At 73.7% G+C, this 23,709-nt stretch carries 22 protein-coding genes and 3 tRNA genes; 10 read left to right on the top strand and 15 right to left on the bottom strand.

Annotated elements, in window-relative coordinates; translation table 11 throughout:
• Position 1: 1 nt before the first annotated feature.
• From EPD83_RS00755 to EPD83_RS00725, 8 genes are all read right to left on the bottom strand, one after another.
• Positions 2 to 1,066, bottom strand: a complete 1,065-nt coding sequence (locus EPD83_RS00755) for a TerC family protein (protein WP_235950269.1) — start codon at positions 1,064 to 1,066, stop codon at positions 2 to 4.
• Between the two features lie 248 nt (positions 1,067 to 1,314).
• Positions 1,315 to 2,679 carry a cryptochrome/photolyase family protein gene (locus EPD83_RS00750; RefSeq protein WP_128365025.1) on the bottom strand — a complete coding sequence of 455 codons (1,365 nt, stop codon included), beginning with the start codon at positions 2,677 to 2,679 and terminating at the stop codon, positions 1,315 to 1,317.
• A 13-nt stretch (positions 2,680 to 2,692) separates the two neighbouring features.
• Positions 2,693 to 3,415 (bottom strand): CPBP family intramembrane glutamic endopeptidase, encoded by a 723-nt coding sequence (locus tag EPD83_RS00745; RefSeq protein ID WP_128365027.1) that lies wholly within the window; start codon positions 3,413 to 3,415, stop codon positions 2,693 to 2,695.
• Between the two features lie 43 nt (positions 3,416 to 3,458).
• Positions 3,459 to 4,475, bottom strand: coding sequence for an NAD(P)H-binding protein (locus tag EPD83_RS00740; protein ID WP_128365029.1), 1,017 nt, complete (start codon positions 4,473 to 4,475; stop codon positions 3,459 to 3,461).
• A complete protein-coding gene (locus tag EPD83_RS00735; RefSeq protein ID WP_128365030.1) occupies positions 4,472 to 4,903 on the bottom strand; it encodes an SRPBCC family protein in 432 nt (143 codons plus the stop codon). Before EPD83_RS00735 ends, EPD83_RS00740 begins: the two co-directional genes overlap by 4 nt.
• Positions 4,904 to 4,906: 3 nt before the next feature.
• The gene (locus EPD83_RS00730) at positions 4,907 to 6,151 is read right to left on the bottom strand and encodes an SAM-dependent methyltransferase (protein ID WP_128365032.1); all 1,245 of its coding nucleotides are present in this window, start codon (positions 6,149 to 6,151) and stop codon (positions 4,907 to 4,909) included.
• Positions 6,148 to 6,912 carry a DUF1365 domain-containing protein gene (locus EPD83_RS20295; protein ID WP_235950268.1) on the bottom strand — a complete coding sequence of 255 codons (765 nt, stop codon included), beginning with the start codon at positions 6,910 to 6,912 and terminating at the stop codon, positions 6,148 to 6,150. The genes EPD83_RS00730 and EPD83_RS20295 overlap by 4 nt, the downstream gene beginning before the upstream one ends.
• Positions 6,909 to 8,195, bottom strand: coding sequence for an NAD(P)/FAD-dependent oxidoreductase (locus EPD83_RS00725; protein ID WP_128365033.1), 1,287 nt, complete (start codon positions 8,193 to 8,195; stop codon positions 6,909 to 6,911). The genes EPD83_RS20295 and EPD83_RS00725 overlap by 4 nt, the downstream gene beginning before the upstream one ends.
• Before the next feature lie 77 nt (positions 8,196 to 8,272).
• Here EPD83_RS00725 and EPD83_RS00720 point away from each other — a divergent pair, with 77 nt between their 5' ends.
• Genes EPD83_RS00720 through EPD83_RS00710 form a run of 3 tightly spaced genes read left to right on the top strand, consistent with a single transcriptional unit; the run spans position 8,273 to position 11,557 of the window.
• Complete coding sequence (locus EPD83_RS00720) at positions 8,273 to 9,400, top strand: MerR family transcriptional regulator (protein WP_128365035.1); 1,128 nt, start codon at positions 8,273 to 8,275, stop codon at positions 9,398 to 9,400.
• A 58-nt stretch (positions 9,401 to 9,458) separates the two neighbouring features.
• Entirely contained in the window at positions 9,459 to 10,760 is a 1,302-nt protein-coding gene (locus EPD83_RS00715) for an SAM-dependent methyltransferase (protein WP_128365036.1), read from the top strand.
• The gene (locus tag EPD83_RS00710; protein ID WP_128365038.1) at positions 10,760 to 11,557 is read left to right on the top strand and encodes a DUF1295 domain-containing protein; all 798 of its coding nucleotides are present in this window, start codon (positions 10,760 to 10,762) and stop codon (positions 11,555 to 11,557) included. The genes EPD83_RS00715 and EPD83_RS00710 overlap by 1 nt, the downstream gene beginning before the upstream one ends.
• 25 nt (positions 11,558 to 11,582) lie before the next feature.
• Here EPD83_RS00710 and EPD83_RS00705 read toward each other — a convergent pair whose 3' ends face one another.
• Both EPD83_RS00705 and EPD83_RS00700 read right to left on the bottom strand, forming a co-directional pair.
• Positions 11,583 to 12,047 carry a DUF2177 family protein gene (locus EPD83_RS00705; protein ID WP_205859354.1) on the bottom strand — a complete coding sequence of 155 codons (465 nt, stop codon included), beginning with the start codon at positions 12,045 to 12,047 and terminating at the stop codon, positions 11,583 to 11,585.
• Positions 12,048 to 12,153: 106 nt separating this feature from the next.
• Positions 12,154 to 13,401, bottom strand: coding sequence for a DUF445 domain-containing protein (locus EPD83_RS00700; protein WP_322095761.1), 1,248 nt, complete (start codon positions 13,399 to 13,401; stop codon positions 12,154 to 12,156).
• A gap of 202 nt (positions 13,402 to 13,603) precedes the next feature.
• Here EPD83_RS00700 and EPD83_RS00695 point away from each other — a divergent pair, with 202 nt between their 5' ends.
• The 6 genes from EPD83_RS00695 (at position 13,604) to EPD83_RS00670 (ending at position 18,488) form a co-directional block, all read left to right on the top strand.
• On the top strand, positions 13,604 to 15,040 hold the full coding sequence (locus EPD83_RS00695) for a GuaB1 family IMP dehydrogenase-related protein (protein WP_128365041.1): 1,437 nt from the start codon (positions 13,604 to 13,606) through the stop codon (positions 15,038 to 15,040).
• A 248-nt stretch (positions 15,041 to 15,288) separates the two neighbouring features.
• Positions 15,289 to 16,512, top strand: coding sequence for a cysteine desulfurase-like protein (locus EPD83_RS00690; RefSeq protein WP_128368614.1), 1,224 nt, complete (start codon positions 15,289 to 15,291; stop codon positions 16,510 to 16,512).
• A 421-nt stretch (positions 16,513 to 16,933) separates the two neighbouring features.
• On the top strand, positions 16,934 to 17,986 hold the full coding sequence (locus EPD83_RS00685) for a PHP domain-containing protein (RefSeq protein WP_165566116.1): 1,053 nt from the start codon (positions 16,934 to 16,936) through the stop codon (positions 17,984 to 17,986).
• A 216-nt stretch (positions 17,987 to 18,202) separates the two neighbouring features.
• Positions 18,203 to 18,275, top strand: a tRNA-Glu gene (locus tag EPD83_RS00680).
• Between the two features lie 18 nt (positions 18,276 to 18,293).
• A tRNA-Asp gene (locus EPD83_RS00675) sits at positions 18,294 to 18,367 on the top strand.
• Positions 18,368 to 18,414: 47 nt separating this feature from the next.
• A tRNA-Phe gene (locus EPD83_RS00670) sits at positions 18,415 to 18,488 on the top strand.
• 76 nt (positions 18,489 to 18,564) lie between these two features.
• On the opposite strand, the gene EPD83_RS00665 is transcribed toward EPD83_RS00670, so the two are convergent.
• A complete protein-coding gene (locus EPD83_RS00665; protein ID WP_165566115.1) occupies positions 18,565 to 19,995 on the bottom strand; it encodes an amidase in 1,431 nt (476 codons plus the stop codon).
• A gap of 195 nt (positions 19,996 to 20,190) precedes the next feature.
• Between EPD83_RS00665 and EPD83_RS00660 the strand changes: the two genes are divergently transcribed.
• On the top strand, positions 20,191 to 21,159 hold the full coding sequence (locus EPD83_RS00660; protein ID WP_128367985.1) for an aldo/keto reductase: 969 nt from the start codon (positions 20,191 to 20,193) through the stop codon (positions 21,157 to 21,159).
• Positions 21,160 to 21,271: 112 nt separating this feature from the next.
• Here EPD83_RS00660 and EPD83_RS00655 read toward each other — a convergent pair whose 3' ends face one another.
• From EPD83_RS00655 to EPD83_RS00640, 4 genes are all read right to left on the bottom strand, one after another.
• On the bottom strand, positions 21,272 to 22,183 hold the full coding sequence (locus EPD83_RS00655; protein WP_165566114.1) for an alpha/beta hydrolase: 912 nt from the start codon (positions 22,181 to 22,183) through the stop codon (positions 21,272 to 21,274).
• A gap of 63 nt (positions 22,184 to 22,246) precedes the next feature.
• Positions 22,247 to 22,969, bottom strand: coding sequence for an aldolase/citrate lyase family protein (locus EPD83_RS00650; RefSeq protein ID WP_165566113.1), 723 nt, complete (start codon positions 22,967 to 22,969; stop codon positions 22,247 to 22,249).
• Between the two features lie 16 nt (positions 22,970 to 22,985).
• Positions 22,986 to 23,234, bottom strand: a complete 249-nt coding sequence (locus EPD83_RS00645; protein ID WP_205859353.1) for a hypothetical protein — start codon at positions 23,232 to 23,234, stop codon at positions 22,986 to 22,988.
• A gap of 51 nt (positions 23,235 to 23,285) precedes the next feature.
• Positions 23,286 to 23,693 carry a hypothetical protein gene (locus tag EPD83_RS00640; protein ID WP_128365415.1) on the bottom strand — a complete coding sequence of 136 codons (408 nt, stop codon included), beginning with the start codon at positions 23,691 to 23,693 and terminating at the stop codon, positions 23,286 to 23,288.
• Positions 23,694 to 23,709 lie beyond the last annotated feature (16 nt).

Raw genomic sequence — 23,709 nt, 5'->3', positions numbered from 1 at the left:
GTCAGGAGCGGTCGGAGTCGACCGTCTCCGGCGGGGTGCCCTCCGGCTCCTGGATCGCCTGCGCCACGCGGTCGCGCCGGTTGGCGAAGAGGCTCGTCACGGTGACGAGCCCGAGGATGCCGACGATGACGCCGAGCGAGGCCAGCGTCGGGACCTCCGGGGTGCCCGGCCAGATGCCGTGCGCCCAGTGCAGGACGAGCTTGACGCCGATGAACGCGAGGATGGCCGCGAGGCCGAACCCGAGGTGACGCAGCGCCCCGAGCAGCCCCTCGAGGACGAAGTAGAGCGCCCGCAGCCCGAGCAGCGCGAAGGCGTTCGTCGCGAAGACGAGGTAGGCGTCGCCGGTGATGCCGAACACCGCGGGCACAGAGTCGACGGCGAAGACGATGTCGGTGCCGAGGATGGCGACGGCGACGAGCCCCAGGGGCGTCAGCGCGCGCTTGCCGGCCTCGCGGACGGTGAGGTTCGGCCCGCGGTAGTCCTCGGTGACGGGGAAGAATCGCCGCAGCACCTTGACCGTGCGCAGCGACCCGATGTCGACGGCCTCGTCCTCGTCGGACATCGCGTCCTTGAGCACCTTGACCGCGGTCGCGAGGAGGATGACGCCGAACAGCAGGAAGGTCCAGGAGAACATCGCGATGAGCTGGGCGCCGACGGCGATGAAGATGCCGCGCAGCACCAGGGCCCCGGCCACGCCGATGAGCAGGACCCGCTGCTTGAGCGCGTCGGGCACCGCGAAGGCGGCGAGCAGGAGCATGAAGACGAAGAGGTTGTCGACCGACAGCGACTTCTCGACGAGGTAGCCGGTGTAGTACTCCAGCCCGCGGTCCCCGCCGTACTGCGTCCACACGAAGACGCCGAACAGCAGCGGGAGCGCGATGTAGAAGGCGGACCAGCCGGCGGCCTCCTTCATCGACACCTCGTGCGGCTTGCGGGTGAGGACGAAGTCGAGGGCGAACATCGCGAGGACGCCGGCGATGGTGACGGCCCACAGCATCGGGGTGCCGACGGACTGCTCGGCGGCGGCGGGCTCGGCCGCGGTCAGGAGGGTGGAGGGGAAGGACATCGGATGCTCCTCAGGGCACGACGTTGCGGTCCTGAGGTCTCCTTCACCGCCCGGGGGCGGCGCCGCACCGGGGCCGCCGTGGGGCGTCCGTACTGACCGGAGCGGACTTGGGAAGTACTCCCCTCGTCTGGGTCCAGGATACGGGGGGCGCCCGCATTTCCCCAAGCCCGTGTGCGGAAACTCCGCCCCACCCCGCCCGACGAACCTCTACGCGCACCATTCCGCAGGGGAAGGGGTGGGACGAGCCGTCAGCGGCGGGTCTTCTCGTACCGGTCCAGCGCCTCCTGGCGCTCCTCCTTGTGGTCGACGATCCGCTCGTGGTAGCCGTGGGCGTACCCGTCCTCGTGCTCCCACGGCTCGTGCGCCGCCTTGCCGGACAGGTGCCTCAGCTCGGGGACCCAGCGGCGGACGTACTCGCCGGACGGGTCGAACTTCTGCCCCTGGGTCACCGGGTTGAACACCCGGAAGTACGGCGAGGCGTCGGTCCCGGTGCCGGCCACCCACTGCCAGCCGTGGTTGTTCGACGCGAGGTCGCCGTCGCAGAGGTGGTCGAGGAAGTGTCGCGCCCCGACCGGCCACCACACGTGGAGGTCCTTGGTGAGGAAGCTCGCGGTGATCATCCGCACCCGGTTGTGCATCCAGCCCTCGGCGAGCAGCTGGCGCATGCCCGCGTCCACGACGGGGTAGCCGGTCTCGCCCTTCTTCCACGCCTCGATGGCGTCCTCGGGCTCGTCGTAGCGCATGCCGGACATCGGCCGCAGGTCGTGCCAGGCGCTCCTGGGGTTCTGGTGCAGGACGTCGGCGTAGAACTCGCGCCAGGCGAGCTCGTCGCGGTAGGTCTCGACGTCGTTCCCGGACCGGTCGGCGATGTCGTGCAGCAGCGTGCGCGGGTGCACGACCCCGAGCTTGAGGTAGGCCGACATGCGCGACGTCGCGTCGGCGGCGGGGTCGTCGCGCTGCCCGTCGTAGTCGGCGAGGTCCTCGTCGCGGAAGGACCGCCAGCGGCGCAGCGCGGCCTCCTCCCCCGGCGCCGGCAGGTCGGGCAGGTCGGACGCCGACAGGGCGTCGTCCAGCGCCTTCGTCGCGTCGGCGTCGTTGCGGGCGTGCCGCAGCGGCAGCGTCCGCGGGGTCGACGCCGGGTCCGGCCAGCCGTGCTTCCGCCAGGCCTTGGAGAACGGGGTGAACACCTTGTACGGCTCCCCCGACCCGTTGACGACGAGGCCGGGTCCGACGGCGTAGGGCGTGCCGGTCTCGACCCACTCGACGTCGTCGCCCTCCAGCGCCTTCTTCACCGCCTCGTCGCGGCGCACCCCGGACGGCGTGGTCTCGCGCGTGACGTGCACGGAGGACGCCTCGACCCGCGACGCGAGCTCGGGCACCACCGTGCGGGGGTCGCCGTGCAGCAGCGTGAGGTTGCCGTCGAGCGACTCGTCGAGGGCGCGCAGGTTGGCCGCCAGCCAGGCCTTGCGGACGGGCCCGCCGCCCTCCCACAGCCGGGGGTCGACAACGAACGCGACGACGAGGTCACCGTCGCCGGCGGCGTCGCGCGCGGCGAGCAGAGCGGGGTGGTCACGGCGGCGCAGGTCGCGCCGGAGCCAGAGGACGGAGGTCATGCGGGGGCGCCTCTCAGGAGAGTCGGTCCAGGACGGGCGGGAGGAGGAAGAGCATGCCCAGCGACCAGGTGAGGTGGGTGACGATCGGCCCGAGGATGCCGCCGGTGACCCGGCGCTGCAGCCCGACGACGAGCCCCACGAGCGCGGCGGCGAGGACGAGCAGCGGGATGAGCGAGGTGGCGGTGACCAGCGCGTAGACGACGGTCGTCACGGCCACCGCGTGCCGTCGGCCCACCCCGGCGTAGAGGGCGCCGCGGAAGTACAGCTCCTCGGCGACGCCGTTGACGGCGGTGATGGCCGCGACGACGAGCAGCGAGCCGTACTGCGCGTGGTCGAGCAGCTGCTGGACCGGGTCGCGGAGGAAGGGCACCTGCGCGACGACGACCGCCCCGAGCAGGAAGAGCCCGAGCAGCGCGAGGCCCAGCATCAGCGACTGCACGACGGCCCGGCTGTCCGCCCGGCCGTCGCGGGTGTGGGCATGCCCGAGGTGCAGCGGACCCGAGGCGAAGGCGCCGACGGCCCACACGGCGGCCAGGGCGAAGGTCGCGACGTAGAAGGCGGGGTCACCGGGCTCGATGCGCAGGGCCCAGCCGAGCAGCCCGGCACCGAGGAGCAGCGTGACCGCCGCGACGACCCGCCGGCGACGGAAGGCCGAGTCCGGCTGGCTGTGGTCGCGCGGGACGGGGTCGACGAGGGCCGCCCGCACGAAGGCGCGCAGCTCTCCCACCGGGTTCACGGCGTCCCCCCGCGGCGGAGGCCGCACCTGGTCCCGGCGGCCGTCACGATCCGGCGCCGCCTCCGGCCCACGCGGGGTCGGCCGCCGTGATGTGCGCGGGGTCGGTGGTCCCGGGCTCGGGCAACGGGTCGGCGTCGTCCCCGGCGATGGCGTCGGTCACCGCCCGGTCGAAGGACAGGTGCCCGCCGGGCGGGGGGCCGATGAGGTCCTCGACGTCGTGCTCGTGGCAGACGACCTCGTGCAGCAGGCTCTCGACGAGGGGCTGGGCCAGCCCGGTCGGCACCGGCGTCACGAAGCCGACCCAGTGGCTGGCCAGGCTCGGGGTCAGGACCGGCACGGTGACGATGGTCCGGCGCATGAGCCCGGACAGCCGGGCGAAGCGGGTGATCATCTCGCGGTAGGTGAGGACCTCGTCGCCGCCGATGTCCAGCGTCCGGTTGACCTCGGGCGGTAGGTCGGCCGCCCCGACGAGGTAGTGCAGCACGTCGCGCACGGCGATCGGCTGGATCCGGTTGCCGAGCCACTTCGGGGTGAGCATGACCGGCAGCCGCCGGGTGAGGTGGCGCAGCATCTCGAAGGACGCCGAGCCGGACCCGACGATGACGGCCGCCTGCAGCACCGCCGTCGGCACCCCGCTGGCCATGAGCAGGTCGCCGACCTCGACGCGCGAGGCGAGGTGGTTGCTCAGCTTGCCGTCCGGGTGCAGCCCGGAGAGGTAGACGATGCGCGAGGTCTCGGCCTCGAAGGCCGCCCGGCCGAAGCCGCGGGCCATCTCCCGGTCGCGCTCGACGAAGCCGCCCTCGCTGTCCATCGAGTGCAGCAGGTAGTACGCCACGTCGACGTCGGCGAGCGCGGCGTCGAGGGAGATCCGCGACGTCGCGTCGCCCTCGACGACCTCGACCCGGTCCACCCACGCCCGCTCGGCCACCTTGTCGGCGCTGCGGGTGAGCACCCGGACCGTCCAGCCCTCGTCGAGCAGGGCGGGGACGAGCCGCGAGCCGATGTAGCCCGTCGACCCGGTGACCAGTGCGCGGCGACCCGCGCCTCCGTCTCCGCTCACCGCTTGTCCAGAGCCTCCTTGAGCTGGGCGGCCGTCCGGTCGCCGAGCCGCTCCAGCAGCGGGGTCATCACCGGGCCGAGGAACCGGGCCATGCCGCTGAACTCGAAGTCCGCGCGGTAGGTGACCTTGGACCCGGTGCCGTCCGGCTCGACGGTGATCGTGTCGTGGCTCGCCGTCGTGTCGTTGCGCCCGGTGATCTTGAAGGTCGGCTCGGCGACCTCCTCGGTCGTGTACTCGAGCTCGACGGTGTTGCCGGCGAACTTCGAGACGTTCTTGTACTTCGTCCCGACCCCACCGTCACCGGAGACCCGCTCGCAGGACTCGGTGCCCGCGTCCCACTCCGTCGCGTTGCGGAAGTCGACGAGGTAGGGAAAGACGACCTCGGGCGCCGCGGTCGTGTGGATCGTGCGTTCGACGGTCGTCGACATGCATTACCTCCTGGAGAGACGGATCTGGGCGACGTCCAGGTACCCGGTGGCGAACCCCGCCTCGCAGTACGCGAGGTAGAACTCCCACATCCGGCGGAACGTCTCGTCGAAACCGTGCCGCGAGATGTCGTCCCACCGGTCGGTGAACGTCTCGCGCCAGCGGCGCAACGTCTCGGCGTAGTCGGCGCCGAAAGCCTGCACCCGCTCTACCCGCAAGGAGGTGCCGTCACGCGTCACGTCCTTGATCGCCTGGAGCGAGGGGATGAGACCACCGGGGAAGATGTACTTCTGGATCCACCCGAAGCTGCCCTTGGTGGCCAGCAGCCGGTGGTGCTCCATGAGGATGGCCTGGATGGCGACGGCGCCGCCGGGGGCGAGCAGCTCGTCGATCTTGGCGAAGTAGGCCTCCCAGTACTCCTCGCCGACCGCCTCGATCATCTCGACGCTGACGATGGAGTCGAACTCGCCGGTGGTCTCGCGGTAGTCCTGCAGGAGGACCTGGACCCGGTCGGCGTGGCCGGCGGCCTCGATGCGCCGCAGCGCTAGGTCGCGCTGCTCGGCCGACAGGGTGACGGAGGTGACGGTGGCGCCGCGGGCGGCGGCCCGGATCGCGAGCTCGCCCCAGCCGGTGCCGATCTCGAGGACGCGGCTGCCGGCGCGGACGTCGGCGGCGTCGAGGATGGACTCGACCTTGCGGACCTGCGCCTCGTGCAGGTCCTGCTCGCGCACCGGGAGCGCCGGGTCGAACAGCGCGGAGCTGTAGGACATCGACGGGTCGAGGAACGCGGCGAAGAGGTCGTTGGACAGGTCGTAGTGGGCGCTGATGTTGCTGCGCGAGCCCTCGAGGGTGTTGCGCATGGTCTTGGGGATGGCCCGGTCGACGAGGCCGCGCAGGGACAGCAGCGGCTTGGGCACGAGCTCGCCCATCCGCGCGGCGAAGGGCATGAGCGCCTCGGCGAGGTCGGTGCCCTCCCCCGCGCGCCAGTCGCCGGCCATGTACGCCTCGCCGAGTCCGATCTTGGGGTGGGCCTCGAGGCGGCGGAACATCGCCCGCGGCCTGACGACGTCGAGGACGGGGCTGTCCGGCCCGCCGTCGCCGACGACCGTGCCGTCGGGGTAGCGCATCCGCACCGGCATGGGCCGGACGGCGACCTCGGTGATCGCCTTGGCGACGGCGCCACGGGTGAGGACGCGGGGGAAGCCGAGTCGCGGGGTCGCGAGCTCGAGTCGCGGGGTGTCGGCGGTCATCGCACACTCTCCAGGCTGGTCTCGGGGCGGGGGCGGACGGGCAGCCTCCGCAGCCACAGCCAGATGCCGTGGACCCGGATGAGCCCGCTCACCCGCTGGGGCATCAACGGGTCGCGCACCGCGCTCCGGGCCACCTGGGCGGTCGTGGCCGGTCGGGGGGTCCCGGAGACGGTCGCGGTCACCAGTGGTTCGTCGCCGACCCGCAGCCGGATGGCCACCCCGACCCGCTGCGGGCTCATCGTGAGGCGGATGGCGTACGAGCCCTCGACGTCGTTGAAGGGGCTGACGTAGAAGTCCTTGTCCACGTCGTCGCGGCCGGCGGCGTCCGGGCGGAGCACGTAGGCGTGCCGCCCGCCGTAGGTGTTGTGCACCTCGACGAGCACGCCGCGCAGGGCGCCGTCGGGCGCGAAGACCCAGAAGGCGCTCATGGGGTCGAAGACGTGCCCGAGGACCCGGGCGTGGGCGAGCATGACGACCCGGTCCCGCGCCGTCGTCGCGAGACCGTCGCGCTCGAGCACCCTCAGCACGTTGGCCTTGAGCGCCGCGATGCCCGGGTTGCCGGAGAGGTGGTCCTCGCCGCGGAAGGTCGCCGCCCAGCGCAGCGCCCGGGGCAGCCGGGGCATCGCGTCGAGGTCCACGAGCCACTGGGTGTGCCGGTGGGTGAAGGCGTGGTGCAGCGGACGGTGGCGGACGTGGTGCACCCGGCCGACGACGAGGGCGGGCAGCGTGGGCAGGTCCGCGGCCGTGACGGAGGCGGTCACCACTCCACCCCGAACGCCCGCGCCGCCTCGACCCCCGACCGGCAGCCGTCCTCGTGGAAGCCCCACCCCTGGTAGGCACCGGCGAACGCCGTGCGCTCGGTGGTGATATCCGGGATCCGGCCCTGGGCGCGCACGGCGGCGAGGTCGTACAGCGGGTGGGTGTACTGCATCGTGGCGACGACGCTACTGGGGTCGATCCGGTCGGTCGCGTTGAGGGTCACGTAGAACGGCTCCTCCTGCGGGAGTCCCTGCAGCCGGTTCATCCAGTACGTGACGATCGCGCCGGCTCCGGGCTCGGAGCCGACGAGGTAGTTCCACGACGCGCGGGCCAGCCGGGCCCGGGGCATGAGCGAGCCGTCGCGGTGCAGCACGGTCTCGTTGCGCGAGTAGCGGAACGCCCCGAGGACCTCCTTCTCGGCGGGCGAGGGGTCGGCGAGGAGCTTCAGCGCGTCGTCCGCGTGCGTCGCGAGGACGACGCGGTCGTAGTGGTCGGTCCGGCCCGAGGCCGTGCGGACCTCGACGCCGTCGGGGGTGCGCGCGACCGAGGTGACGGCGTCACCGCTGCGGACGTCGTCCAGGCGGGAGGCGAGCTCGTCGACGTAGCTGCGCGAGCCGCCGACGACGGTCATCCACTGCGGGGAGTCGCCGACCTGGAGCATCCCGTGGTGGCGCAGGAAGCGGAAGAGGTAGCGCGCCGGGTAGTCGAGCGCGTCGCCCTCACCGCTGGACCACACACAGGCCACGACCGGGACGGCGTAGAGCCGTGAGAAGGACTCGGGGAAGCCGTGCTCGCGGATGAACTCGCCGTACGTCGTCGTGTCGCCGTCGTCCGTGGAGTCGAGGAAGCGGTTGGCCAGCACGTGGAAGCGCTTGACCGCCCGCAGCATCCCGACGTACTCCCGGTCCAGGAGCTGGCGGGGGCGGGCGACGAACCCCTTGACGCCCCGGCCGCCGGCGTACTCCAGGCCGGTGGAGTCGTCGCGGATGCTCATCGACATCTCGGTGTCGTGGGTCCGCACGCCGAGCTCGCGGAAGAGCCGTCGCAGGTAGGGGTAGGTGCGGTCGTTGTGGACGATGAAGCCGGAGTCGACCCGCAGGTCGCCGTGCTCCGTCGGCACCGTGTGGGTGTGCGCGTGGCCGCCGAGGCGGTCCTCCGCCTCGACGAGCGTGACGTCGTGACGGGTGGCGAGCACGTGGGCGGCGGTGAGCCCGGAGATCCCCGCCCCGACCACGACGACGCGCTCGGGGGCGCTCTCGCGCTCCCGGGGGTGCAGGGGGCTCATGTCCATGACCGTAGAACCTTTCGCTCAGGATCGTCAAAGGTTTGTCAAAACTCCGCCGGAGACGTACCGTGGAGCGCATGAGACGTTCGGTTCCTCCATCGATGCGGATTGGCGAGCTCGCCACTCGCGTCGGCGTGAGCACCCACGTCCTGCGTGCGTGGGAGTCGCGGTACGGGTTGCTCACCCCCTCCAGGTCCTCCGGCGGGTACCGGCTCTACGGGGTCGACGACGAGCGGCGCGTCCGTGAGGTCCTCTCGCTGCGCGACCAGGGCGTCAGCGCCATGGAGGCCGCGCGGCAGGTCCTCGCGGCCGAGCGTGCCGGCGCCCAGGCCACCGGCGAGGCCGACGGCGACGACCCGGGTCTCGACACCGGCTCGCGCGTGGCGGCGAACGGCGACGGCAGCCTGCGCGTCGACCCCCCGATGCTCGTCACGCAGCTCCTCGACGCCATCACCGCCCTCGACGAGGACCGGGCCCACGCCGTCCTCGACACCGCCTTCCTCGACCGGTCGGTCGAGAGCGCGGTCGTGGACGTCCTCGTGCCGTTCTTCGTCAAGGTCGGCGAGCAGTGGGAGCTCGGCCGCATCGGCATCGCCCAGGAGCACTTCGCCTCCAGCCTCGTCCGCCGCCGCCTCGGCGCGCTGTCGATGACCTGGGGTCTCGGCACGGGGCCGGTCGCCGTCCTCGCCTGCCCCCCGGGCGAGTTCCACGACATCATCCTGCTGAGCTTCGGCGTCCTCCTCGGGCGGGCCGGCTGGCGGGTGCGCTACCTCGGCCCGGACACCCCGATCGCCTCCCTCACGGCGGCCGCCGACCTCACCTCCCCCGACGCCGTCGTGCTGGCCTCGCGCCGCCCGTCCGGCTTCCGTGCCCACGCCAAGGAGCTGCGCCGGCTCGGCGACCGGCACCCGGTGTGGGTGGCGGGTCGTGGCACCACGCCGCGCATCCTCGAGGAGATCCGCGCCTACCACCTCGGTCCCGACCTCGTCGCGGACGTGCAGCAGCTGACCGAGTTCGCCCGGCAGCGGCGCCGCGCGGCCGGCGAGCGGTCCGAGGCCGTCGAGCAGGAGCACGGCGAGCGGTCCGACGCGCAGCGCAACGGGTCCGTGAACGGCCGTCAGGCCGAGCCGGTGAACGGGCGCGTCAACGGCCACGCGGCCCACGCGACATCCGAGGCCCGCTCGGACTCCGAACCGCACGCGTGACCCCTCCGGCCGTGCCCGCCTGCACGCGCGCTCCGGCCGCTCGTCGACAGGAGCCCCGATGACGCAGACCGAACACGTGCCCGCCACCGCCACCCCCACCTCGGGGGTGGCGGTCCGCATCGAGAGCGCGCTGCGCCCCCTCCTCGCCGGACCGCTGCCCGTCCGGCTGCGCGCCTGGGACGGGTCCGAGGCCGGACCGCAGGACGCACCGCTCGTCGAGCTGCGCTCCCCGCAGGCCCTCACGCGGCTGCTGTGGCACCCGGGCGAGCTCGGGGCGGCGCAGGCGTACGTCACCGGAGAGCTCGAGGTGCACGCCCCGGTCGGCGACGTGCTCGACCTCGTCCGCGAGACCGTCGCCGCGCGCTCGCTGCCACCGCTGACCCCGGCCCGGGTCGCCCGACTGCTCCCCGACCTCGTCCGGCTGGCCCGGGACACCGGGGCGATGGGCCGCCCGCCCGCCCCGCCCGCGACGCAGGCCGTCGTCAAGGGGCGGCTGCACTCCCTCGCCCGCGACCGGGCCTCGATCAGCCACCACTACGACCTGTCGAACGCGTTCTACGAGTTCCTCCTCGACCCGCACCTGGCGTACTCGTGCGCCTTCTACGCCGACGGCCCGGAGATGCCGCTCGTCGACGCGCAGGCGGCCAAGCTCGACCTCGTCTGTCGGAAGGTCGGCCTCACCGAGGGCATGCGCTTCCTCGACGTCGGCTGCGGCTGGGGCTCGCTGTCGCTCTACGCCGCCGAGCACTTCGGGGCCCGGGTCACCGGCGTCACCATCGCTGCGGAGCAGAAGGCGTTCATCGACGCCCGCATCCGCGAGCGCGGCCTCGAGGACCGGGTCGAGATCCGCCTGCAGGACTACCGCGAGGTCCGCGACGAGCCGTTCGACGCCGTCGCCTCCCTCGAGATGGGCGAGCACGTCGGCGAGAAGAACTACGCCACCTACGCGCGGGCGCTGCACCGCCTCGTCCGGCCCGGTGGCTACGTCCTCGTCCAGCAGATGTCGCGCGTGCGGGGTCACCACCCCGGCGGCGGACCGTTCATCGAGCAGTTCATCGCCCCCGACATGACGATGCGCCCGGTCGGCGACACCCTGACCTTCCTCCAAGACGCCGGGCTCGAGGTCCGCGGCGTGCACGCCCTGCGCGAGCACTACGTGTGGACCGTCGACGCCTGGCACGCCACCCTCGAGGAGAACTGGGACCGCGCCGTCGAGCTCATCGGCGAGGAGGGCGCGCGGGTCTGGCGGCTGTACCTCGTCGGCGGGTCGCAGGCCTTCCGGGACAACCGGATGGGCGTCGACCAGCTGCTCCTGCGCCGCCCGGGTGGTGCACCCGTCGTCTCCGACCCCGCCCGCTGATGGACGGAGGGTTCTCCGGGGGCACCCTCGTCGCCGTCCTCGTGGCGTCGGCCGTCACGTCGGCGCTCGCCATGGGGGTCACCGCGCTGGTCGCCCGGCGGGTCGGGCGGGTCGCCGTCGTCGACGTCACCTGGGGGCTCGTGTTCGTCGCCATCGGGTGGGTGGCGTACGCCGTCGGTCAGCACTCCGGGCGCTCGCTGTTGCTGGCCGTGCTCGTCACGGTGTGGGGCGGCCGGCTGGCCTGGCACATCCGGGGCCGGGCGCTCGGACAGGGCGAGGACCCGCGGTACGAGAAGATGCTGTCGCAGAAGCCTCCCGAGGAGCGCTTCCGCTACGCCCTCGTCCGCGTCTTCGGGACCCAGGGCGTCGCGGCGTGGTTCGTCTCGCTGCCCCTCCAGGTGGCGGCCGCCACCGACAGCGCGCTCGGCTGGGTCGCCGCGCTCGGGGTGCTCGTCTGGCTCGTCGGTGTCGCGTTCGAGACCGTGGGCGACGCCCAGCTGAAGGCGTTCAAGGCCGACCCCGCGAACAGGGGCCGGGTCATGGACCGGGGCCTGTGGGCGTGGACGCGCCACCCGAACTACTTCGGCGACTCCGCCGTCTGGTGGGGCCTCTGGGTGGTCGCCGCCGGCGCCTGGCCGGGGGTGCTCACCGTCCTGTCACCGGTGGTGATGACGTACTTCCTCGCCTTCGCCACCGGGGCGCGGCTGCTGGAGTCGGAGATGGCCAAGCGGCCGGGCTACCCAAAGTACATGGAGCGCACGAGCATGTTCTTCCCGCGGCCGCCGCGCCGCGCCTGACCGCCCGGGTCCGGGGTGGGCCGGACTAGCGGGTGGCGTCGTCCGGCCCGAGGGACTTCATCGCGACGAGGACGACGGCGGTCGTCACCGTGCAGAGCGCGACGCCCCAGGTGAGGTCGACCGCCGCGACGAGCAGCGGGAAGCCGTCGAGGACCGCCATCGAGGTGAGGTCGAACGTCGCGTAGGTGACGAGGCCGAAGAGTGCGGCGTCGACCAGCGCGCGGCGGATGCCGCCCGTCCCGGCGTCGAGGCGGGCCAGGGCGGGGCGCAGGACGAACCAGACGAGCCCGACGACGTAGACGAGGTAGAAGGCCACGGCGGCGCCGACGTGCTGCTCCTCGGCGAGGAGGTCGCCGATCTGGCTCGCGTACAGGTCCCCCGAGACCACGCCCAGCCAGAGGGCGTCCAGGACGCCGAGGACCGCGGCCGTGAGCACCGCGGCGACGGCGATCCGGCGTCCGGGCGCGGAGAGGTCGACCGTCGTGCTCACGCCGCCCAGCATCGCAGGCCCGGACCGGGCGCGGCCAGGGCGGGCCGGGAGCGGTGCGGGGCGCCTGTCGGCCGGGCGCCGCTGGGCCGGGCCCGGGGGACGGCGCTCACGCGAGCACCTGCGCGACGGCGTGGATGACGACCCCGGCCAGCGCGCCGACGACGGTGCCGTTGATCCGGATGAACTGCAGGTCGCGTCCGACGTGCAGCTCGATGCGCTCGGCCGCCTGGCGGCCGTCCCAGCGCTCGACGGTGACCGGGATGACCGCCGCGAGCTCGTGGCCGTAGGTGTTGACGACGAAGGAGACGGCCTCGGCCAGCCGGGCCTCCACCCGGTCCTTCCACACCGGGTCGGAGACGAGGTGCTCGCCGAGGTGGGCCAGCAGCTCGTCGCCGCGGACGTGGAAGTACGAGGTCTCGTCGTCCATCGCCGTCTCCAGCGCGGTGCGGAAGGAGTGCCACAGCCCGAGCACGGTCTCGGCGGTCTGCGGGTGGGTGAGCAGCCGCTCCTTGAGCGACTCGGCGCGAGCCATGACCTCGGGGTCGTGCTGCAGGTCCTGGGCGAGCCGGCGCAGGAGGTCGTCCAGGGCCTGCCGGGCCGGATGGCGGGCGTCGTCGCGGACCTCGCGGAGGAAGGCGAGCACCTGCTCGTAGGTCCAGCCGATGACCCGGTCGTCGAGCCAGGGCGGGCTCCACCACGGTGCCCGCGAGCCGAGGACCTCGGCGTAGGTGCCGGGGTTCTCGCGGAGCCAGGCGTGCAGCTCCTCGAGGGCGAGGTCGACGAGGCCGTCGTGGGTGCGCTCGGCAACGACGCCCTCGAGCAGCGCGCCGGCGATGGGGCTGACCGGCTCGCGGACGAGCCGGGGGACGAGGAAGTCGTCGACGAGGGTGCGCACCTCCGCGTCCTCGAGCCGGCCGAGCCCGGCCCGGGCGATGCGGACGGCCTCGGTGCGGACGGTGCGGCGGTGGTCGGGGTCGCCGAGCCAGCGGCCGATGCGGCCGGTGACGCCGGCGGCGGCGAGGCGCTCGCGGGCGATCTCCTCGGTGAGGAAGTTCTCGGTGACGAAGTCCTGGAGGCTGCGGCCGATCTCGTCCTTGCGCCGCGGGACGATCGCGGTGTGCGGCACCGGGATGCCGAGCGGGTGGCGGAAGAGGGCGGTGACGGCGAACCAGTCGGCGAGCGCGCCGACCATCGCGGCCTCGGCGGCGGTGTTGACGTACCCCCAGAGGCCGCCGTGGTCCAGGCGGAGCGTGGCCAGGAAGACGACCGCCGCGAGCAGGAGCAGGGCCAGCGCCACCATCCGCATCCGGCGCAGCCCCGCCCGCCGCCGGACGTCGGCCGGGGACGCCGCCATGAGACTCACGGCCCCGATCCTGCCGCACGCGCCTCCCGCCCCCACCCCGGCGGACATTTCGGGGTCACCCCGAAATGTCCGCCGGGCACCGGTTCGAAACCGGGGCCTCGGTGACGAACCGGGGTGTCGAGTGCTGCGCCGCTCCCCCGACGACCCCCGACGGCGGGTGGGCCGACGGCGCGGCGACCGTAGGCTGGCCACCGTGCAGTTCCTCGACGGCCTCATGCCCCAGCACGACCTCACCTACGACGACGTCTTCATGGTCCCCAACCGCTCGTCGGTGACCAGCCGCCTCGACGTCGACCTGCGCTCGCAGGACGGCACCGGGACGACCGTCCCGCTCGTCGTCGCGAACATGACCGCCATCGCCGGGCGCCGCATGGCCGAGACGACCGCCCGCCGCGGCGCGCTCACCGTCATCCCGCAGGACATCCCCACCGAGGTCGTCGCCGAGGTCATCGCCTGGCAGAAGACCCGCCACCTCGTCTACGACACCCCGATCACCCTCGACCGGACGAGCACCGCCGGCGAGGCGCTGGTCCTGCTGCACAAGCGGGCACACGGCGCGGGCGTCGTCGTCGCGGGCGACCGGCCGGTCGGCGTCGTCACCGAGAGCGACCTCACCGGCGTCGACCGGTTCACCCAGCTGGCCGACGTCATGGTCACCGAGATGGTCACCCTCGACGACGGCGTCGACGTCGAGAAGGCGTTCGACGTCCTCGCGCACGCCCGCCGCCGCCTGGCCCCGGTCGTCGCGCCCGACGGCAGCCTCGTCGGCATCCTCACGCGGGCCGGGGCGCTGCGCACCAGCCTGTACGAGCCCGCCGTCGACGACGCCGGCCGGCTGCGGATCGCCGCCGCGATCGGCATCAACGGCGACGTCGCGGCCAAGGCCGCCGCGCTCGCCGAGGCCGGCGCCGACGTCCTCGTCATCGACACCGCGCACGGCCACCAGGAGAAGATGATCGAGGTGCTGCGCGCCGTCCGCGCCCTCGACCTCGGTGTCCCGCTGGTCGCCGGCAACGTCGTCTCGGGCGCGGGCACCCGCGACCTCGTCGAGGCCGGCGCCGACATCGTCAAGGTCGGCGTCGGGCCGGGCGCCATGTGCACGACCCGGATGATGACGGCGGTCGGCCGTCCGCAGTTCTCGGCGGTGCTCGAGTGCGCTACCGCCGCACGGCAGCTCGGGGCGCAGGTGTGGGCCGACGGCGGGGTGCGGCACCCGCGCGACGTCGCGCTGGCCCTGGCCGCCGGCGCGTCGAACGTCATGGTGGGGTCGTGGTTCGCGGGGACGCTGGAGTCACCGGGCGACCTGTACACCGACGAGCAGGGCCGCCAGTACAAGGAGTCCTTCGGGATGGCGTCGGCCCGGGCGGTGCGGCACCGGACGGCGACCGACTCCGCCTACGACCGGGCCCGCAAGGCGCTCTTCGAGGAGGGCATCAGCAGCGCCCGGATGTACGTCGACCCCGCCCGTCCGAGCGTCGAGGACGTCATCGACCAGATCGTCGCCGGCCTGCGCTCGTCCTGCACCTACGCCGGCGCCCGCACGCTCCAGGAGTTCCACGACCGCGCCACCGTCGGCATCCAGAGCACCGCCGGCTTCGCCGAGGGCCGCCCGCTCCACACCTCCTGGTGACCCCCTCCCCCGAGCCGCCGCCCCGGCCGTCCCCCTCTCCCGCCTGATCCCGGAACCCCGCGTTCGCTCAACGTCGAAAGGCCGGCGAACCCGAACGTTCCGGGATCAGGCGAGAACCTTCGGGTTCGCGCACCCACCGAAGACCGGCGAACCCGAACCTTCCGGGATCAGGCGAGAACCTTCGGGTTCGCGCACCCACCGAAGACCGGCGAACCCGAACCTTCCGGGATCAGGCGAGAATCGTGGGCATGGCCTACGACGTCTCCCGCATCCGCTCGCACTTCCCCGCCCTCGAGGGACCCGACGCCCTCGCGCACTTCGACGGGCCCGGTGGGAGCCAGGTGCCCGACGTCGTCGCCCGCGCCGTCGCCGACACGCTGACCTCGGCCATCTCCAACCGCGGCACGGTCACCGCCTCCGAGCGCCGCGCCGCCGACGTCGTCCTCGCCTGCCGGTCCGCCCTCGCCGACCTGCTGGGCGCCGACCCGGCGGGCATCGTCTTCGGCCGCAGCGCCACCGCCCTGACCTACGACGTCGGCCGCGCGCTGGCCAGGACCTGGGGACCGGGCGACGAGGTCGTCGTCACCCGCCTGGACCACGACGCCAACGTCCGGCCGTGGGTGCAGCACGCCGAGGCCGCTGGCGCCACGCTCCGCTGGGTCGACTTCGACCCCGCGACCGGCGAGCTGGACCTCGCCCACGTCGAGGCCGTCCTCTCCGACCGCACCCGGCTCGTGGCGACGACCGCCGCGTCGAACCTCATCGGCACCCGGCCGCCCACCCGGCAGATCTCCGAGGCGGTCCACGCCGTCGGCGCGCTGCACTGGGTCGACGGCGTGCACGCCACCCCGCACGCGTCGGTCGACGTCGCCGAGCTCGGCGCCGACGTCTGGGTCTGCTCGCCGTACAAGTTCCTCGGGCCGCACTGCGGGGTCCTCGCCGCCGCGCCCGGCCTGCTGGAGACGCTGCACCCGGACAAGCTGCAGCCCAGCTCCGACGCCGTCCCCGAGCGCTTCGAGGCCGGCACCCTGCCCTACGAGCTCATGGCCGGGACGACCGCGGCCGTCGACTTCCTGGCCCGGCTCGACGACCTCGACCGGGAGGTGACGCCCGAGCACCGCCGCGCCCGCCTGCTCACGTCGATGGACGCCCTCGAGCAGCACGAGAAGGGCCTCATGGACCGGCTGGAGCCCGCCCTGCGCGCCCTGCCCGGCGTCACCGTGCACTCCAACGCCGAGCACCGCACGCCGACGCTGCTCTTCACGGTCGACGGGGTCGAGGGCGCCGACGTCTACCGCGGGCTGGCCGAGCGCGGCGTCAACGCGCCGGCGAGCAGCTTCTACGCCGTCGAGTGCTCGCGCCACCTCGGGCTCGGCGACACCGGCGGGGTGCGGGTGGGCCTCGCGCCCTACACGGACGACGGCGACGTCGACCGTCTGCTCGACGGGCTCACCGCGCTGCTGGCAGGCTGAGACCGGGGCTCGTGCGGCGACGGGCCGACCACGGGCTTTCATCCTGCGGCGCGCCGCCGACGGGGCTCGTGGTGCCGCGCACCGACGTCGAGGATCACGGCGACGGGCCGACCACGGGCGCTCGTCCTGCGGCGCGCCGACGACGGGGCTCGTGCTGCCGAGCGTCGACCTCGAAGCTCACGGCGACGGGTCGACGCCGGGGTCCTGAGCCGACGAGCGGACGACCAGGACGCGCCGCCTGCGCCGCCACGGCCCCCGACCCGCCGGCCGACGGACACTGCGTGTCGTCGGTCCGTCCGCCGCCCACCCGCCCGTCAGGGGACTACGAGTCGTCGGCCGACGGACACTGCGACTCGTCGGCCGACGGACCCTGCGTGTCGTCGGCCGGTCCGCCGTCGAGACGCTGTGCGAGCATCGGCCCATGGTCGCGCTGCTCGAGCCGCTGGAGGCCCCCGTCGACCCGGTCGACGCGCTGCGCCGGATCGCCTTCCTCCTCGAGCGCACCCGGGCCGGCACCTACCGGGTCGAGGCGTTCCGCAACGCCGTGAAGACCCTGCGCGGCCTGGACGACGACGAGGTCCGCGAGCGCGCCGAGGCCGGGACGTTGCAGCAGCTCGACGGCATCGGGAAGTCGACGTCGGGGGTCATCGCCGAGGCCGTCGCCGGAGAGCTGCCGTCCTACCTGGCGTCGTTGCAGGAGAAAGCCGGCGGCCCGCTCGTCGACGGCGGCGAGGACCTCTACGCCGCCCTGCGCGGCGACTGCCACCTGCACTCGGACTGGAGCGACGGCGGGTCGCCGATCGACGAGATGGTCCTCACCGGCGTCGAGCTCGGGCACGACTGGATGGTCCTCACCGACCACAGCCCGCAGCTGCGCGTCGCCAACGGGCTCTCCGTCGAGCGGCTGCGCAAGCAGCTGGCCATCGTCGACGGGGTGAACCGCTCGCTCGACGGCTCGTTCACCCTGCTCAAGGGCATCGAGGTCGACATCCTCGACGACGGGTCGCTGGACCAGACCGAGGAGATGCTCGGCCGGCTCGACCTCGTCACGGCGTCGGTGCACAGCAAGCTGCGGATGAACCACGGCCCGATGACGGCGCGGATGGTCGCCGCGGTGAGCAACCCCCGGGTCAACGTCCTCGGGCACTGCACCGGCCGCCTCGTCACCGGATCCCGCGGGAAGCGCCCACAGTCCGAGTTCGACGCCCGGGCCGTCTTCGAGGCCTGCGCCGAGCACGACACCGCCGTCGAGATCAACAGCCGGCCCGAGCGCTGCGACCCGCCGGACGAGCTCGTCACCCTGGCCCTCGAGATCGGCTGCCTGTTCTCCATCGACTCCGACGCCCACGCGCCGGGGCAGCTGGACATGAAGGCGTACGGCTGCGAGCGGGCCGAGCGGCTCGGCGTCCCCGCCGACCGCATCGTGACGACCTGGAACGTCGACCGCGTCCGGGACTGGGCCGCCGGAGCCTGACCGCGACCGCCGCGCCCCGGCGCCACGGCGACCCCGCGACGGCTCCGCGGTCGCCCGGTGCACGGGACGCCACGGCCCGCCCGCGGCGCGTCCGGCGACCCGGACGGCGGCCACGGACCCCGTTTTGGTGGCTGGCCTGGCGTCCCCTATGCTTTCGCAAGTCCTCGACGGATCCGAGCGCCGGGTTGCATGACGTCAAGGTCCGACCGAGGTCGGGTCCCCATCGTCTAGCGGCCCAGGACCCCGCCCTTTCACGGCGGTAGCACGGGTTCGAATCCCGTTGGGGATACGGTCTTGCACCAGTCAAGGCCCCGTAGCGCAGTTGGTTAGCGCGCCGCCCTGTCACGGCGGAGGTCGCGGGTTCGAGTCCCGTCGGGGTCGCTCCTCCATGCGGGGGCCGGATCCTTCCGGCCCCTTCTGGTAGGTCCGGCCAGGTAGCTCAGTTGGTACGAGCGTCCGACTGAAAATCGGAAGGTCGGCGGTTCGACCCCGCCCCTGGCCACTCCCGAGCCGCAGCGTGAGTCCCTCCGCTGCGGCTCCGTCGTCCCTGCCGGGTCCCGGCGCCGACGTCCCGCCCGTCAGGGGCCCAGCACGCTCGGGGTGCGCGCGCTCCAGTCGGTGGCGGCCTCGTAGGCGTGGCCGGCGCGCAGGACGAGCCGGTCGGCGTGGCGGGCGCCGACGACCTGGAGACCGACGGGGAGACCGGCCCCGGTGAACCCGCACGGCACCGACAACGCCGGCTGGCCGGTGAGGTTGAAGGGGTAGGTGTACGGCGTCCACGAGGTCCACAGGTCCTCGGGCCAGCCGGCGGGGGCGTCGCGGTCGCGCGCGAAGGCGGCGATCGGCATCGTCGGGGTGAGCAGCAGGTCGTAGCGCTCGTGGAAGCGGCCCATCGTCGCGCCGAGCCGCATCCGGATGTCGACGGCGCCGAGGTAGTCCGACGCGGTGTCACCGGCGTGCCGGCGGACGTGTTCGGCGAGCAGCGGGTCGATCCGGTCGAGGGCGTCGGCACCATAGGGCTCGACCACCTTGCCGGCGCCGGTGAACCACAGCGTCTCGAACGCGTCCCGGACCTCGCCGACCTCGGGGTCGACCTCCTCGACCTCGGCGCCGAGACCGGCCAGCACCTCGACGGCGGCCCGCACCGCGGCCTCGACCTCGGGGTCGTTGACACCGGTGCCGGCCAGCGTCGGCGAGAACGCGACGCGCAGGCCGGCGACACCGTCGTCGAGCCCGTCGAGGAAGGACCCCGTCGGCCGCGGCAGGGCGAACCAGTCACGGGCGTCGAACCCGGTGAGGACGTCGAGCAGGAGCGCCGCGTCCCGGACCGTGCGGGTCATCGGGCCCGCGTGCGAGAGCGTGCCGTACGGGCTCGGCGGGTGGATGGGCACGAGCCCGAAGGTCGGCTTGATGGCCACGGTGCCGGTGAACGCGGCGGGGATGCGCACCGACCCGCCGCCGTCGGTGCCGATCGACCACGCGCCCATGCCCAGCCCGACGGCCGCCGCCGACCCGCCCGACGAGCCGCCGGCGGTGAGGTGCGCGCCCCACGGGTTGCCGGTGGAGCCGGCGAGGACCGAGTCGGTGACGCCCTTCCACGCGAACTCCGGCGTCGTCGTCTTCCCGAGGACGACGGCGCCCGACTCCTGGAGGCGGGCGACGGCCGGCGCGTCCTCGTCCCACGGGCCGGCCGGGTCGACGAGCGTGCTGCCGCGCAGGGTCGGCCGGCCGCGGGTGAGGAAGAGGTCCTTGACGGTGACGGGCACGCCGTCGACCGGGCTCAGCGGCCGGCCGGACGCCCAGCGGTCGGCGCTGACCCGGGCCGCCTCGAGCGCCTCCTCGGCGAAGACCTGCGTCATCGCGTTCACGGCCGGGTCGTGGGCGGCGACGGCGGCGAGCGACCGCTCGGCCGCGGCCACCGGGTCGGCGCTGCCGTCGGCGAACCCGGCGGCCAGGGCGGAGGCGGTGGGCAGCGGTCCGGCACCTGCCGGGTGGACGGCGTCGGTCACGGGCGGCCTCCCGCTCGGGTCGGTGCACCGGGCGCGGGCCCGGCTCGTCGTCCCACCCTGGCACGCCGCCGAGGTGACCGCCCGGCTCCCGGACCGGTCACCTCGCGATCGGCGCGACCCGCCGGGCCGACGGGCGGACCGGGAGGCGCATGATGCGAGGAGACCTCACGACCCCGACCCTCGAGGAGCACGAGCATGGAGTACACCCGCCTCGGCCGCACCGGCCTCACGATCAGCCGTATCGCCCTCGGCTGCATGACCTACGCGGACGCCTCGGCCGGCAACCACCCGTGGGCCCTGGACGAGGAGACCTCCGGCGCGTTCTTCCGCCAGGCCGTCGAGCTCGGGATCACGTTCTGGGACACCGCGAACGTCTACAGCGCGGGCACGTCCGAGGAGTTCGTCGGCCGGGCGATCCGGGAGTACAGCCGCCGCGAGGACATCGTGCTGGCCACGAAGGTGCACGGCCACATGCACGACGGACCGGGCGGGTCGGGCCTGTCGCGCAAGGCGATCCTCGAGCAGGTCGACGCCTCCCTCACCCGCCTCGGCACCGACTACGTCGACCTCTACCAGATCCACCGTCTCGACCCCGAGGTGCCGGTCGAGGAGACCATGGAGGCGCTGCACGACGTCGTCAAGGCCGGCAAGGCGCGCTACATCGGGGCGTCCTCGATGTACGCCTGGCAGTTCGCGTCGATGCAGCACGCCGCCGAACTCAACGGGTGGACGCGGTTCGTCTCGATGCAGGACCAGTACAGCCTCCTCATGCGCGAGGAGGAGCGGGAGATGCTGCCGCTGCTCGCCGACCAGGGGGTCGGGTCGATCCCGTGGAGCCCGCTGGCGCGCGGTCGCCTGGCCCGGCCGTGGGGTGAGCAGACCGACCGCAGCGGCACCGACGAGTTCGGCAAGAGGCTGTTCCAGGACTCCGACGCGGACATCGTCGCGGCCGTCGAGCGGATCGCGGCCGACCGGGGCGTGGCCATGGCGTCGGTCGCACTGGCCTGGGTGCTGCGCAACCCCGTCGTCGACGCCCCGATCGTCGGCGCCACCAAGGAGCACCACCTGCCCGACGCCGTCGCCGCGCTGGACCTCGACCTCACCGACGACGAGGTCGAGGCGCTGGAGTCGGCGTACACGCCGCGGGAGCCCACCGGCTTCTGAGCGGGGCCGCCGGCTCCCCCGTCCGTCGAGGGGTCGCGACGGGCGGCACCGGCGAGTGGGGATGCCGCGCGTCGTGACCCCTCGACCCTCCGAGCGGCCGCTGGGACGCCGGTCAGCCGCCCGGCGGCGACGGGGTGGCGTCCGCGCCGACGGCGGAGGCGACCCGGGCGGCGACCATCGCCATCGTCCGGCGGGCCCGCACCGGGTCGTCGGTGAGGAAGTAGTGGTCGACGCCGGGCGTGACGTCGTGGATGACCTCGACGCCGGCCGCCCGCAGGCGCCGCGCGTAGTCGTCGCCGTCGGGTCGCAGGGCGTCGCGCTCGCCGGTGAGCACGACGGTCGGCGGGAGCCCGGAGAGGTCCTCGGCGAGCAGCGGCGAGGCGTACGGCTCGCGCCGACGCTCGACGTCGGGGAAGTAGACGCGGCGGACGAGGCGGCGCATCCCCGGCGCGAGCATGCCGGGCCCGTCCTCCGGCACCTCGGACGCGAGGTCGAGCGCGGGCACCCCGAGCACCTGGAGGGCCGGCGCGAACGAGCCGCGGTCCCGGGCCTGGAGGCAGACCGACGCCGCGACGTTCCCGCCGGCGCTGAACCCGCTGACGACCAGCCGGCGTCCGTCGACGCCGTACTCCGCGCCGTGGGTCGCGAGGGCCTCCGCGACGTCGTGGCCCTCCTCCTGCCCGACGGGGTAACGGGCCTGCGGCGCGACGGACCAGTCGACATTGGCGACCGCGACGCCGGCGGTGGCCGCGAGGTAGCGGCACCACCAGTCGTCCATCTGCGGGTAGCGCATGACGAAGGCGCCGCCGTGGAAGTGGACGACGACGGGCGGGTCCGAGGGGCGGTCGGCGCTGCCGGGCGGACGGTAGAGGTGCGCCGGGACCCGACCGTGCCGCGTCGGGACCCGCAGCCGCTCGGGCCCGGGCAGGTCCCGGCCGGCGAAGCGCAACGGCTCGCCGTACCGGACGGTGAGCGGCGCGGACCACTGCAGGGCGAGGGCTCGCAGGTCGTCGAACCGGGTCATACCGCCTGGTTCGGCGCATCGGCGGTCACCGGATGGCTCGGGTCGCCCGCGGCCCGAGCGCCGTCAGTCGTCGAGCTCGGCGAGCACCGCGCGCACCCCGGCCGCGACGACGGCGGCGTCGGTGGTCACGGCGACGTGGTCGAGGCCGTGGGCGCGCATCCGGCGGGCGTTGCCCGGCGTGCCGGCGAACCCCGCGGTGTCGATCCCCTGCCGTCGAGCCGCGGCGACGACCCGCGCCAGCCGCCCGTCGTCCGAGGTGTCGTCGAGCAGCGCGTCGGCCGTCGTGCCCAGCGAGAGCGAGAGGTCGAGCGGGCCGACGAAGAGGCCGTCGACGCCGGGGGTGGCGGCGATCTCGTCGACGGTGTCGAGCGCCCCGGGGGTCTCGACCATCACCCAGCACCGCACGGCCTCGTTCGCCGCCTCGGGCGTCGGCGCGTCGCCGCCCCACAGCGGCGCGAACGGGCCCCAGCTGCGCTCCCCGAGCGGCGGGTACCGCGCGGCGAGGGCGGCACGCCGGGCGTCGTCGGGTCCGGTGACGGAGGGGACGACGACGCCCGCGGCCCCGGCGTCCAGCGCCGCACCGATCCACGCCGCGTCGACCGCCGGCACCCGCACGAGGAACGGCGTCGCGGCCCCGGCGAGCGCTCGGCCGAGCGCGGGCAGCGCGGCCCGGTCGACCGGCCCGTGCTGGGCGTCGAGGGCGAGCCAGTCCAAGCCCGCACCCGCCAGCCGCAGCAGCAGGTCGGCGTCGGTCGTGCAGGTCCAGATCCCTCGGCTGCCGCTCATCCCGTCATCCTGCCGGTCAGCCGGGCCCGAGGGCACGCACGGCGTCGACGGTGTCGACCTCGTCGAAGCGCTTGTCGTCGCGGTAGCCCAGCACCCGGGAGAAGGCCAAGGCGATGCCGCCCGGGTAGCGGGTTGACCGCTGGATGCCGTCGATCGCGATCTCGACGACCTGCTCGGGCCGGACGGTGACGACGTCCCCGTCGGCCGGTCCGTCGGCGAGGTCGGTGAAGCGCTCGGTCCGCCAGCGCAGCATCTCGTCGGTCATGCCCCTTGAAGGTCCTGCGAGCCAGAGGTGACCGAACGACGGGACGTGTGTTCATTCCCGGGCTAGATCGGCTGCGAACACGCCCGCGACCTTGAGAGGCCGTCGGCGCCACCACCAGCCGTCCTTGTCCTCGATGCGGTAGTAGCGACCGATCGCGATCCCGTCATCGTCCTCGGTCGCCGCCTCGAAGCGGGCATCGAGGGCTTTCAACTCCTCGCTTCGTGCATCGCGAACACCATCCGTCACCATCGGCCAGACGAGCGCGATCCAATCGCGGCACGCCATGTCGTTCGTGTACTCGTAGACCATCTGGTCATAGCCGGTCTCGACTTCGTCGACGAGGGAGGCCCACGCCCCGAGCATCTCGTTCAGCGTGAACGCCTTTCGCCAACCCCGAGCGTGGAGGGCACGGGATGCGCGATCGATGGACTCGTAGTCGTCGGCGGTCATCTCGCTCATGCCTCGTCACGTTGTC

Source organism: Phycicoccus flavus, from assembly GCF_004025965.2.
Classification (GTDB): Bacteria; Actinomycetota; Actinomycetes; order Actinomycetales; family Dermatophilaceae; genus Phycicoccus; species Phycicoccus flavus.
The sequence above is the reverse complement of the archived record's forward strand: the minus strand, read 5'-3'. Positions and strand labels throughout refer to the sequence as shown.